The 10863-nt window shown below is 61.3% G+C and carries 12 protein-coding genes; 8 read left to right on the top strand and 4 right to left on the bottom strand.

Going from position 1 to position 10863, the window contains the following annotated elements:
* Positions 1-401: 401 nt before the first annotated feature.
* Both C9990_RS18170 and gloB read right to left on the bottom strand, forming a co-directional pair.
* Positions 402-1814 (bottom strand): lytic transglycosylase domain-containing protein, encoded by a 1413-nt coding sequence (locus C9990_RS18170; RefSeq protein WP_065906399.1) that lies wholly within the window; start codon positions 1812-1814, stop codon positions 402-404.
* Positions 1815-1912: 98 nt separating this feature from the next.
* The gene (gene gloB, locus C9990_RS18165; protein ID WP_106804189.1) at positions 1913-2680 is read right to left on the bottom strand and encodes a hydroxyacylglutathione hydrolase; all 768 of its coding nucleotides are present in this window, start codon (positions 2678-2680) and stop codon (positions 1913-1915) included.
* Between the two features lie 65 nt (positions 2681-2745).
* Here gloB and C9990_RS18160 point away from each other — a divergent pair, with 65 nt between their 5' ends.
* The 5 genes from C9990_RS18160 (at position 2746) to C9990_RS18140 (ending at position 7818) form a co-directional block, all read left to right on the top strand.
* Complete coding sequence (locus C9990_RS18160; RefSeq protein WP_106804188.1) at positions 2746-3504, top strand: class I SAM-dependent methyltransferase; 759 nt, start codon at positions 2746-2748, stop codon at positions 3502-3504.
* Between the two features lie 30 nt (positions 3505-3534).
* Positions 3535-3987, top strand: coding sequence for a ribonuclease HI (rnhA, locus tag C9990_RS18155; protein ID WP_003173571.1), 453 nt, complete (start codon positions 3535-3537; stop codon positions 3985-3987).
* A gap of 70 nt (positions 3988-4057) precedes the next feature.
* On the top strand, positions 4058-4798 hold the full coding sequence (dnaQ, locus tag C9990_RS18150) for a DNA polymerase III subunit epsilon (RefSeq protein WP_162946153.1): 741 nt from the start codon (positions 4058-4060) through the stop codon (positions 4796-4798).
* Positions 4799-4987: 189 nt separating this feature from the next.
* Entirely contained in the window at positions 4988-7243 is a 2256-nt protein-coding gene (locus C9990_RS18145) for an Orn/Lys/Arg decarboxylase N-terminal domain-containing protein (protein ID WP_106804187.1), read from the top strand.
* Between the two features lie 8 nt (positions 7244-7251).
* Positions 7252-7818 carry a GNAT family N-acetyltransferase gene (locus C9990_RS18140; RefSeq protein WP_083221450.1) on the top strand — a complete coding sequence of 189 codons (567 nt, stop codon included), beginning with the start codon at positions 7252-7254 and terminating at the stop codon, positions 7816-7818.
* Here C9990_RS18140 and C9990_RS18135 read toward each other — a convergent pair.
* The gene (locus tag C9990_RS18135; protein WP_065906412.1) at positions 7808-8728 is read right to left on the bottom strand and encodes a LysR substrate-binding domain-containing protein; all 921 of its coding nucleotides are present in this window, start codon (positions 8726-8728) and stop codon (positions 7808-7810) included. The two genes, C9990_RS18140 and C9990_RS18135, sit on opposite strands and share 11 nt — an antisense overlap.
* A gap of 155 nt (positions 8729-8883) precedes the next feature.
* Between C9990_RS18135 and gspG the strand changes: the two genes are divergently transcribed.
* Complete coding sequence (gene gspG, locus C9990_RS18130; RefSeq protein WP_106804186.1) at positions 8884-9330, top strand: type II secretion system major pseudopilin GspG; 447 nt, start codon at positions 8884-8886, stop codon at positions 9328-9330.
* A gap of 102 nt (positions 9331-9432) precedes the next feature.
* Positions 9433-9777 carry a hypothetical protein gene (locus C9990_RS18125; RefSeq protein WP_106804185.1) on the top strand — a complete coding sequence of 115 codons (345 nt, stop codon included), beginning with the start codon at positions 9433-9435 and terminating at the stop codon, positions 9775-9777.
* 63 nt (positions 9778-9840) lie between these two features.
* Here the strand turns inward: C9990_RS18125 and C9990_RS18120 are convergent, their stop codons facing one another.
* The gene (locus C9990_RS18120) at positions 9841-10077 is read right to left on the bottom strand and encodes a hypothetical protein (RefSeq protein ID WP_027606489.1); all 237 of its coding nucleotides are present in this window, start codon (positions 10075-10077) and stop codon (positions 9841-9843) included.
* A gap of 227 nt (positions 10078-10304) precedes the next feature.
* Between C9990_RS18120 and C9990_RS18115 the strand changes: the two genes are divergently transcribed.
* Entirely contained in the window at positions 10305-10862 is a 558-nt protein-coding gene (locus tag C9990_RS18115; protein WP_106804184.1) for an NADPH-dependent FMN reductase, read from the top strand.
* Position 10863: the final 1 nt, after the last annotated feature.

The raw sequence follows: 10863 nt of genomic DNA, 5'->3' as shown, positions 1-10863 counted from the left end.
GCCGGGGCAAGCCAGCTCCCACACTTGGGCTGCGTCGCTTCGGATATTGCGATCCCACAGGGGATTGAAATAACGGCGACACCGCAATCCCCTGTGGGAGTTTTCGAGCTTCAGCGAGGCTGCGAAAGCGCTGTCGCAGGCGAAGAAAATGCCAGCAATGCCGCCGCCTTCGCAGCCTCACCGGGGCAAGCCAGCTCCCACACTTGGGCTGCGTCGCTTCGGATATTGCGATCCCACAGGGGATTGAAATAACGGCGACACCGCAATCCCCTGTGGGAGTTGTCGAGCTTCAGCGAGGCTACGAAAGCGCTGTCTCAGGCGAAGAGAATGCCAGCAATGCCGCCGCCTTCGCAGCCTCGCCAGGGCAAGCCAGCTCCCACCTGCGCCCGCTCGCGAGCCGGTTACCGGGGCCCGGAAACCACCAGCATCTGCCCCGGCTTCAACGCCTGGCCAGTGCGCGGGTTCCAGCGCTTGAGATGTTGCATCTCGACGTTGAAACGTTTGGCGACGATATACAGCGAATCGCCTTTCTTGACCTTGTATTGCACCGGCTTCTTGCTGTCAGCCTTGGCCACCAGCTTGCGCGTGTCCTGCATCACCAGGGTCTGGCCGACCTTGAGCGCCTGGCCGTTGAGCTTGTTCCAGCGCTGCAGGTCATGCACATCGACCTTGTTCGCCTTGGCGATCAGTGTGAGGTTGTCGCCACTGCGCACCTTGTAGCTGCGGGTACGCCCGGCCACCCGTGCCGTTTCAACTTCGTCGAACACCGGCTTCTTCGGACGCAGCGCCAGCAATTCCTCGGGCTTCATCGCCGAAAGGCTGCTGGTAAGCAGTTGTGCCTTGGAACTTGGCACCAATAGGTGCTGCGGGCCGTCCAGGGTGGTGCGCTGCTTGAGTGCCGGGTTGAGCTGGAACAGTTCGTCTTCGTCGATCTCGGCCAGCGCGGCGACCCGGGACAGGTCCATGCTCTGCTTGACTTCCACCACTTCGAAGTACGGCGTGTTGGCGATCGGGTTCAGGTTGACGCCGTAGGCCTCAGGGGCTAGTACCACCTGGGACAGCGCCAGGAACTTGGGCACGTAGTCCTTGGTTTCCTGGGGCAGGGGCAGGTTCCAGTAGTCGGTAGGCAGGCCGAGCTTCTCGTTGCGCTCGATGGCCCGGCTGACCGTGCCTTCGCCGGCGTTATAGGCGGCCAGCGCCAGCAGCCAGTCACCGTTGAACATATCGTGCAGACGGGTCAGATAGTCCAGGGCGGCGGTGGTGGAGGCGGTGATATCGCGGCGGCCATCATAGGCGCGGGTCTGGCGCAGGTTGAAGTAGCGACCGGTGGAGGGGATGAACTGCCACAGGCCGACCGCATCGCTGCGCGAATAGGCCATTGGGTTGTAGGCACTTTCGATCACTGGCAGCAGCGCCAGCTCCAGGGGCATGTTGCGCTCTTCAAGGCGTTCGACGATGTAATGAATGTAGAGACTGCCGCGTTCACCGGCGTTCTCCAGGAAGGACGGGTTGCTGGCGAACCACAGGCGCTGTTGCTCGATGCGTGGGTTGACGCCCAGGCCGTCCTGCAATTGAAAGCCCCGGCGCATGCGTTCCCAGACATCCTGGGGCACTTCGGGGCTGGGCTTCTCTGAAAGCCAAATAGGTTTTTGCTTGATCTTGGCGGCAAGATTGGGTTTGGGTTGCACGGTGGATTGTGCAGCGAAATTTGTCGATTGGCAGCCCGCCAGAGTCGCGGACACGGCCACCGCCACGGCTTGAGCCAGGCGGGTCAATGCGTCTGAATGGTTGGATTTACGAATAGATGACGACATTGGCTGGAAGTAAGTTCCGGGCAAAAATGTCGGGCGATTCTAGAAAGCACTTTGGTTCTGGTCAACCATTCAGAAATTGCGTATCAGATTGCATCCCGTTAGAACTTATCTTTCCAAGCCCTCAAGCTAGCAAACACCTCGGCCCCAGTGCGGTTGTCGCGGCCATTCCGTTCGTCCGCTTTTTGTTTAACGGATGTTTCAGCGGTACGCAAAAAGGGGTTGGTGAGTTTCTCCAGGGCCAGGTTGGACGGCAGCGTCATCTCGCCGCGGTCACGCAGTTGGCGGACGTTTTCCACGCGTTTGGCGATATCGGCGTTGTCCGGTTCCACCGCCTGGGCGAACTTGAGGTTGCTTTGTGTGTATTCGTGCGTGCAATACACCCGCGTGTCGGCGGGCAGGGCGGCCAGGCGTTGCAGCGAAGTGTGCATCTGCTCCGGCGTGCCTTCGAACAGCCGCCCGCAACCGGCGGCGAACAGGGTGTCGCCACACAGCAGCACGCCCTGGTGATAAAAGGCGATATGGCCCAGGGTGTGGCCGGGCACGGCGTACACGTCGAAATCCCAGCCGAGCACGCTGATACGGTCGTTATCCTGCAGGGCGACATCCCGCGCCGGGATGTTTTCGTTCGCCGGGCCGTAGACCTTGGCACCCGTCGCGCTTTTGAGTTGCTCGACACCGCCGACATGATCATGGTGATGGTGGGTGACCAGGATGTCGCTGAGGGTCCAGTCCGGGTTCTGCTTGAGCCAGGCCAGCACGGGCGCGGCATCGCCGGGGTCGACCACGGCGCAGCGGTTGGTCTCGGGGTCTTGTAACACCCAGATGTAGTTATCGGTGAAGGCGGGCAGGGCACTGATCTGTATCATTCTTCGATTCGCCAAGCTGAACACATTGGTGCATCTTAGAACGTCTAGGCGAGTTGGAGAATGCAATGACTGATAAAGCGTTCGCCCAGGCCGATCCTGAGTGGCTGGCACTGATCAGCGCCGCCCGCGAATGGCTGTCCGGGCCGATCGGGCAATTTCTGCTGGATGAAGAGCGGCGCATGCTCCAAGACGAGTTGGGCCGGTTCTTTGGTGGCTACCTGGTGCACTACGGCCCGTCGGCCCAGACACCGCCTGCCGCGCCGCAGGTGCAGCGCAACGTGCGCCTGGGGGCGCCGTTGCCGGGCGTGGAGATCGTCTGCGAAGAGCAGGCCTGGCCGTTGAGCGAGCACGCCGCCGATGTGGTGGTGTTGCAGCACGGCCTGGATTTCTGCCTGTCGCCCCACGGTTTGTTGCGCGAAGCGGCGAGCAGTGTGCGCCCAGGTGGCCATTTGCTGATTGTCGGCATAAACCCCTGGAGCAGTTGGGGCCTGCGCCATGTGTTCGCCCATGACGGCTTGCGCCAGGCACGCTGCATCTCGCCGTCACGGGTTGGCGACTGGCTGAACCTGCTGGGCTTCGCGCTGGAGAAACGCCGCTTCGGGTGCTATCGTCCGCCGCTTGCGTCCGCCAAGTGGCAAGGCCGCCTGGCCGGCTGGGAACGCCGCGCGGGTGCCTGGCAGTTGTCTGGCGGCGGCTTCTATTTATTGGTGGCGCGCAAGATCGTGGTCGGGCTGCGTCCCGTGCGCCAGGTACCACGCCAGTCCATGGGCAAGCTGGTGCCGATGCCGATGGCCAAGGTCAACCGCAAGCAAAGCGAACCGTAAAACTTTTTTTGATTTCAGACCGAGCAACCGATGACCGATAGCGTAGAACTCTTCACTGATGGTGCCTGCAAGGGCAACCCCGGCCCTGGCGGCTGGGGCGCGTTGCTGGTGTGCAAGGGCGTGGAGAAGGAGTTGTGGGGTGGCGAAGCCAACACCACCAACAACCGCATGGAACTGATGGGCGCGATTCGCGGCCTCGAAGAACTCAAGCGCCGCTGCAACGTGCTGCTGGTGACCGACTCGCAATACGTGATGAAGGGCATCAACGAGTGGATGGTCAACTGGAAGAAGCGTGGCTGGAAAACCGCGGCCAAGGAACCGGTGAAGAATGCCGACCTGTGGCAACTGCTCGATGAGCAGTGCAACCGCCATGACATCACCTGGAAATGGGTGCGCGGTCACATCGGCCATCCGGGCAACGAGCGCGCCGACCAACTGGCCAACCGGGGCGTGGATGAAGTGCGCGGCTACAAGCAGAGTTGAAGCCGGCTGACGTGTTAACATCGCGCCCTTTGATTCACACCACACCGTTGAGAGCTGAACCCTGATGGCCATCCGATCTGTTGTACTCGATACCGAAACCACCGGCATGCCGGTGACCGACGGCCACCGGATCATTGAAATCGGCTGTGTCGAACTGATGGGTCGCCGCCTTACCGGTCGCCACTTCCACGTCTACCTGCAACCGGATCGCGACAGTGACGAAGGCGCGATCGGCGTCCACGGCATCACCGACGAGTTCCTCAAGGGCAAGCCGCGATTCGCCGAAGTGGCGGACGAGTTCTTCGAATTCATCAACGGCGCCCAGCTGATCATCCATAACGCGGCGTTCGACGTCGGCTTCATCAATAATGAATTTGCCCTGATGGGGCAGACGGATCGCGCGGACATTTCCCAGCACTGCTCGATCCTCGACACCTTGATGATGGCCCGCGAGCGTCACCCCGGCCAGCGCAACAGCCTCGATGCGTTGTGCAAGCGGTATGGCGTCGACAACTCCGGCCGTGAACTCCACGGCGCCTTGCTCGACTCCGAGATTCTCGCCGACGTTTACCTGACCATGACGGGCGGGCAAACCAGCCTGTCCCTCGCAGGCAACGCGTCCGATGGCAGCGGTTCGGCGGAAGGCTCGGGCAACCGGCCTTCGGAGATCCGTCGCCTGCCGGCGGACCGCAAGCCCACCACGATCATCCGCGCCAGCGAGCAAGACCTGGCCGAGCATGCCGCGCGCCTGGAAGCGATTGCCAAGTCGGCGGGCGCGCCGGCGTTGTGGACCCAACTGACCCAGCAATAACCGGTCCCCCTGTGGGAACCGGCTTGCCGGCGATAGCGATGTATCAGCCATGGATAATGCGGCTGGCTCGACGCTATCGGCGGCCAGCCGGCGCCTGCAGGTGATGTGCATCGCTTTCAAAATCTTCATTCGCGCCATTGCCCGCAAGCTTCTACCCTGAGTGCATAGCCCTCAGGACTGCCCGCACCCATGTACAAAGACCTGAAGTTCCCAGTGCTGATCGTGCACCGTGACATCAAGGCCGACACCGTTGCCGGTGATCGGGTTCGAGGCATCGCCGGGGAGTTGGAGCAAGAGGGCTTCAGTATCTTTTCCGCGGTGGACTACGCCGAAGGCCGGCTGGTGGCCTCTACCCATCACGGCCTGGCGTGCATGCTGATTGCCGCTGAAGGCGCCGGCGAAAACACCCACTTGCTGCAGAACATGGTCGAGCTGATCCGCCTCGCGCGGGTGCGGGCGCCGAACCTGCCGATCTTTGCCCTGGGCGAGCAAGTCACCCTGGAGAACGCACCCGCCGATGCCATGAGCGAACTTAACCAACTGCGGGGCATTCTTTACCTGTTCGAAGACACCGTGCCGTTTCTCGCCCGCCAAGTGGCGCGTGCGGCGCGCACTTACCTGGACGGCCTGTTGCCGCCGTTTTTCAAGGCGCTGGTGCAGCACACCGCCGACTCCAATTATTCCTGGCACACCCCCGGCCATGGCGGCGGCGTGGCTTATCGCAAGAGCCCGGTAGGGCAGGCGTTTCATCAGTTCTTTGGCGAGAACACCCTGCGCTCGGACTTGTCGGTCTCGGTGCCCGAACTAGGCTCGCTGCTCGATCACACCGGGCCGCTGGCCGAAGCCGAAGCCCGCGCCGCGCGCAACTTTGGCGCCGATCACACGTTCTTCGTGATCAACGGCACGTCGACCGCCAACAAGATCGTCTGGCACTCCATGGTCGGGCGCGACGAGCTGGTGCTGGTGGACCGCAATTGCCATAAGTCGGTGTTGCATTCGATCATCATGACCGGTGCCATCCCGCTGTACCTGTGCCCGGAACGCAACGAACTGGGGATCATCGGCCCGATCCCCCTGAGTGAATTCAGCCCGGAATCGATCCGTGCCAAGATCGAGGCCAGCCCGCTGGCCCGTGGTCGACCGGCGAAGGTCAAGCTGGCGGTGGTGACCAACTCCACCTATGACGGGCTGTGCTACAACGCCGAGCTGATCAAGCAGCAATTGGGCAACAGTGTCGAGGTGCTGCACTTTGACGAGGCCTGGTACGCCTACGCCGCCTTCCACGAGTTCTTCGCCGGCCGCTATGGCATGGGCACTTCGCGGACCCCGGACAGCCCGCTGGTGTTCACCACCCACTCAACGCACAAGCTGTTGGCGGCGTTCAGCCAGGCTTCGATGATCCATGTGCAGGACGGCGGCGCCCGCCAGCTGGACCGTGATCGGTTCAACGAAGCGTTCATGATGCATATTTCCACCTCGCCGCAGTACAGCATCATCGCCTCGCTGGATGTGGCCTCGGCGATGATGGAAGGCCCCGCCGGGCGTTCGCTGCTGCAGGAAATGTTCGACGAGGCCCTGAGCTTTCGTCGCGCGCTGGCCAATCTGCGCCAGCACATTGCCGCTGAGGACTGGTGGTTTTCCATCTGGCAACCGCCCTCGGTGGCCGGTATCGACCGCGTGGCGACGGCGGATTGGCTGTTGCAGCCGCAGGATGATTGGCACGGCTTCGGCGATGTGGCTGAGGACTATGTGCTGCTGGACCCGATCAAAGTCACCCTGGTGATGCCGGGACTCAACGCCGGTGGCGCCCTGAGCGACTGCGGCATTCCTGCGGCGGTGGTCAGTAAATTCCTCTGGGAACGTGGGCTGGTGGTGGAAAAGACCGGGTTGTATTCCTTCCTGGTGCTGTTTTCGATGGGCATCACCAAGGGTAAATGGAGTACCTTGCTCACCGAGTTGCTGGAGTTCAAGCGCAACTACGACGCCAATGCCAGCCTGGCCAGTTGTTTGCCATCGGTGTTCGCACAGGGCCCGTTGCGCTATCAGGGCCTCGGCCTGCGCGACCTGTGCGATCAGTTGCATAGCTGTTACCGTAGCAACGCGACCGCCAAGCACCTCAAACGGATGTACACGGTTTTACCGGAAATCGCGATGAAACCGGCGCACGCCTACGACCAACTGGTCAGGGGCGAGGTGGAAGCGGTGTCTATCGATGCGTTGCCAGGGCGCATAGCCGCGGTGATGCTGGTGCCTTATCCGCCCGGCATCCCGCTGATCATGCCGGGCGAGCGCTTTACCGAGTCGACGCGATCGATCATTGACTACCTAGCCTTTGCCCGGACGTTCGATAGCAGTTTTCCCGGTTTTGTCGCCGATGTTCATGGATTGCAACACGAAGACGACGGCAGTGGTCGTTGTTACACCGTCGATTGCATCAAGGGTTAAGAATGTTTATGCAAGCTGTAATGAACCCGAAGTATCCGGGGCTCAGTGTACGGGTCGCCGACGAAGGCTTTGACGCCTACGTGTGGGGCAATGACTTCAGCTTTGAGGTCGTTGCCTACGGTGAGCCGCAGATGGGCAAGCGGGTCGATCAATGGCCCGTGGAGCGCATCGTGCCGTACCGCAAGTGCTATGGCATCGACCCGGAGGAATTCGCCAGTTTTCGCGATGCGCCGGACAGTGCGATCTTCATGGCGTACCTGGATGATCGGGCGGTCGGGCATATCGTGATCAGTACCAACTGGAACGGCTTTGCCCACGTGGACGAGTTGGCGGTGGCGTTGCCCGCGCGACGCCATGGGGTGGCCAAGGCGTTGCTGGATGTGGCGCAGTTCTGGAGCCGCAAGAAAAATCTGCCGGGCATGATGCTCGAAACCCAGAACAACAACCTGGGGGCCTGCCGTTTGTATGAGCGTTGCGGCTATGTGATGGGCGGGATCGACCACCTGCGCTATCGCGGCATTGATCCGCAGACCCGCGAAGTGGCGATTTTCTGGTATCGGTTGTTCAAGGTGTAGGAGCGACGGGTTTGGTGTCGCTGGCGAGCAGGCCCTCGGCCTTTTGCGTGACGATCTCCAGCAACGCATTCAGGGCCGGTGAGGCCACGCCCTCCTTGAGGGTCAGCGCATACAGGCTGACCATGATCGGCGGCGACACCGGGCAGGCATCCAGCCCGGCCTCGCGCGCACCGAACGCGGTGAAGGGGTCGACAATCGCCAGGCCTTCGCCGGCTTCCACCATGCTGCGCATCATCTGGTAAGTCTGCACCCGTGTCTGCACCACCGGCAGCGGGCGCAAGGCTTGCAGCTTGGCGTCCAGCAGACGGCTGAGCGGGTCTTGTCCTTCGAGCCCGATCATCGATTGGCCGGCCAGGTCCTGCAGCGCGATGTACTTTTGCTTGGGCTTGAGCCAGCCATGGGGCGCCAGCAGTTGCAGCTTGCCTTGGGCCAGCACGCTGCAGTGGATTTGCGGGTGCTGCGGGTCATGCAGGCTCAAGCCGACGTCGGCTTCATGCAGCAACAGGCTCCTGACGATGTCCCGCGTCGGCTGGCTGGAGAGGTTGCACGGTGTGTCCTGGAAGCGTCGGCGCAGCACTGCAATGCTGTGTGGCAACAATTGGTTGGCCAGCGGCGGGGTGCAGAGGGCGCGCAAGGTCGGAGCGTGATGGTGTTTCAAACGGCTGGCCAGGCGTTGCACCGGTTCCAGCGCTTCCTGCAGGTGGGCCATTTCGACCTGCAGCTCCAGGGTCTCGCGGGTCGCCTGCAAGCGCCCGCGCACGCTGGCGAACAACATGAAACCCACTTGCTGCTCGGCATCCTTGAGCGTCGCCTCTACATCGCCCACAGGCAGTTGCAACCATTCGGCGGCCGTGCCGAGGTGTCCGGTCTGCAAGATGGCCTGAATCACTTCGATATGACGTAAACGCATGGCCGGAGTCTAGGGTCAGGAGGACGGGGATTCAATGGGTGGGCAAAAAAGAGCTGGGGCGTTGATTGGCGTCGACTACCGTTAATCATGCACGCAACTGCAACCAGCAGGCTGTATAAAGAGTGTTCAATCTCGCGATGACGGAGAGCCTTACCATGCCGGGAAGTACCAGGGTCAACACCCTTCAGCGCCAACACGGCTTTACCCGGTGGGCGGTGTTGGTGGCACTCGTCATCATTGGCTTGCTCGCACTTGCCGTGGGCCCGCGATTGTTTGGCGATGTGGCGCTGACGGAAATTTCCACGGCCAAGACCCAGGTGGCCACGCTCGGTGAAGCCATCGAGCGGTTCCACCAGGACACCGGCCGCTACCCGACTGACAGCGAGGGCCTTGAGGCCCTGGTCACGCAGCCGGCGGGCGAGACGAAATGGAAGGGGCCCTATGTCGACGAAGACCTGCTGAGCGATCCCTGGGGCGTTGCCTATCAGTACCACTTCCCGCCCACCCAGACGCGAACGCCGTTCGATCTGTTTTCGTTCGGCAAGGACCGCACACTGGGTGGCGTGGGAGAGAACAAGGATATTACCTACGGCGACCAGTAAATCATCTGGCATTACCCATCGACCTGATTAGAATGGCTCGTCTGATCGACAACGACCAAAGCCGGTGACCGGCACACACAACAAAAACAGGTCTGGTCTCATATGCGTTTGCCCTCGATATTCCTCGGGGTAACGGCCAAGCCACTGCTGGTCCTGGTGACCGTAGGGTGCGTGGCCGCTTATCTCTTCAGCAATCATGACGAAATCACCCCGCAAAACCTTGCCCTGGAGGCGTTTATCCGTGCCGAGGAACAGGTGGGCGCGCAGGTGGGTACGGTGCTGGACATGACGCTGGTCAGGCAGGTGGTGGCGTATCCCGCGTACAACTCGCCGGGCTACACGCGCCTGATGTATGCGGTGGAGGGCGAGCGGGGGAGGTTGATGGTGACACTCAAGCAAGTCGACGGGGAGCCGGGGCTGGAAATCACCGAGATCCGCCGGCCGTGATCGCCCGGCCCAGTCAATGCCGTCAATGGCCGGGACTGAGCGGGTACGTTCGGGGGATCAGGCTTATGAAGCGAGGGTGGTCTGCGATTCGCGCACGATGATGGTCCCCGACTGGATCAGCTTGAACTCATCGCCTTCCAGTTTTTCTACACGGTCGCCAATGGCCAGCTTGTAGGTGGTGGTGGGTGCCGAGCCAGCCAGGTCGCCTTGCGCCGGGTTGGATTCCTGGAACTCATGCACCGAGTACACACGTCCTTCTGCGTCTCTGGCATGAAACTGTCCGACTAGTACTGCTGCCATCTGTTTAGAACCTCTGGAGATAAACACTCGATTTGCGGTGGTGTAGACCGTCATAGAGCGGGGTAGTTTACCTATGGAAAAAAAATACTATTCGCTGACCTTTTCAGACACTTCCTACGCATTGGGCTGCGAGACAAACGCCTGGAGGATTATCAAAACCTTCTGGTGAACGCGCCGCGAAGACTCTATAACTACAAGCTCCTTTAGTCAGACGTCGGGAAACCCCAATGAGCAAGGTCTACACGATTGCCGTCCTGGTTGGCAGCTTGAGAAAAGACTCGATCAACCGCAAGGTCGCCCTGGCATTGGCCGAACTGGCCCCTGCCAACCTGAAGTTGAACATTGTGGAAATTGGCGATTTGCCGCTCTACAACGAAGACATCGACGGTGCTGCGCCGCCGGCAGCGTACAGTACTTTCCGTCAGCAAGTACGCTCATCCGACGCGGTGCTGTTTGTGACACCGGAGTACAACCGCTCCGTGCCCGCCCCGTTGAAGAATGCGATTGACGTGGGTTCGCGCCCATACGGCCAAAGTGCCTGGAGCGGCAAGCCGGGCGCCATCATCAGCGTGTCGCCGGGTGCGATTGGTGGGTTTGGCGCCAACCACCACCTGCGTCAGTCGCTGGTGTTCCTCAATGTGCCGTGCATGCAGCAACCGGAGGCCTACCTGGGTGGCGCGGGCAGCGTGTTCGATGAGTCCGGTAAGGTCTCGGACAAGACCAAACCGTTCCTGCAGGCCTTTATTGATGCCTACGGCCAGTGGGTAGAAAAACAGACAGCCTGAG

The sequence above is a fragment of the Pseudomonas sp. S5D5 genome (genome assembly GCF_003013355.1).
Taxonomy (GTDB): Bacteria; Pseudomonadota; Gammaproteobacteria; order Pseudomonadales; family Pseudomonadaceae; genus Aquipseudomonas; species Aquipseudomonas aylmerensis.
This window is presented reverse-complemented; position numbering and strand designations above follow the sequence as displayed.

Excerpts from the sequence above, each read along its gene's own strand:
- C9990_RS18170 (WP_065906399.1), bottom strand. The coding sequence starts at position 1,814 with ATGTCGTCATCTATTCGTAAATCCAACCATTCAGACGCATTGACCCGC.
- gloB (WP_106804189.1), bottom strand. The coding sequence starts at position 2,680 with ATGATACAGATCAGTGCCCTGCCCGCCTTCACCGATAACTACATCTGG.
- C9990_RS18160 (WP_106804188.1), top strand. The coding sequence starts at position 2,746 with ATGACTGATAAAGCGTTCGCCCAGGCCGATCCTGAGTGGCTGGCACTG.
- rnhA (WP_003173571.1), top strand. The coding sequence starts at position 3,535 with ATGACCGATAGCGTAGAACTCTTCACTGATGGTGCCTGCAAGGGCAAC.
- C9990_RS18145 (WP_106804187.1), top strand. The coding sequence starts at position 4,988 with ATGTACAAAGACCTGAAGTTCCCAGTGCTGATCGTGCACCGTGACATC.
- C9990_RS18140 (WP_083221450.1), top strand. The coding sequence starts at position 7,252 with ATGCAAGCTGTAATGAACCCGAAGTATCCGGGGCTCAGTGTACGGGTC.
- C9990_RS18135 (WP_065906412.1), bottom strand. The coding sequence starts at position 8,728 with ATGCGTTTACGTCATATCGAAGTGATTCAGGCCATCTTGCAGACCGGA.
- gspG (WP_106804186.1), top strand. The coding sequence starts at position 8,884 with ATGCCGGGAAGTACCAGGGTCAACACCCTTCAGCGCCAACACGGCTTT.
- C9990_RS18125 (WP_106804185.1), top strand. The coding sequence starts at position 9,433 with ATGCGTTTGCCCTCGATATTCCTCGGGGTAACGGCCAAGCCACTGCTG.
- C9990_RS18120 (WP_027606489.1), bottom strand. The coding sequence starts at position 10,077 with ATGGCAGCAGTACTAGTCGGACAGTTTCATGCCAGAGACGCAGAAGGA.
- C9990_RS18115 (WP_106804184.1), top strand. The coding sequence starts at position 10,305 with ATGAGCAAGGTCTACACGATTGCCGTCCTGGTTGGCAGCTTGAGAAAA.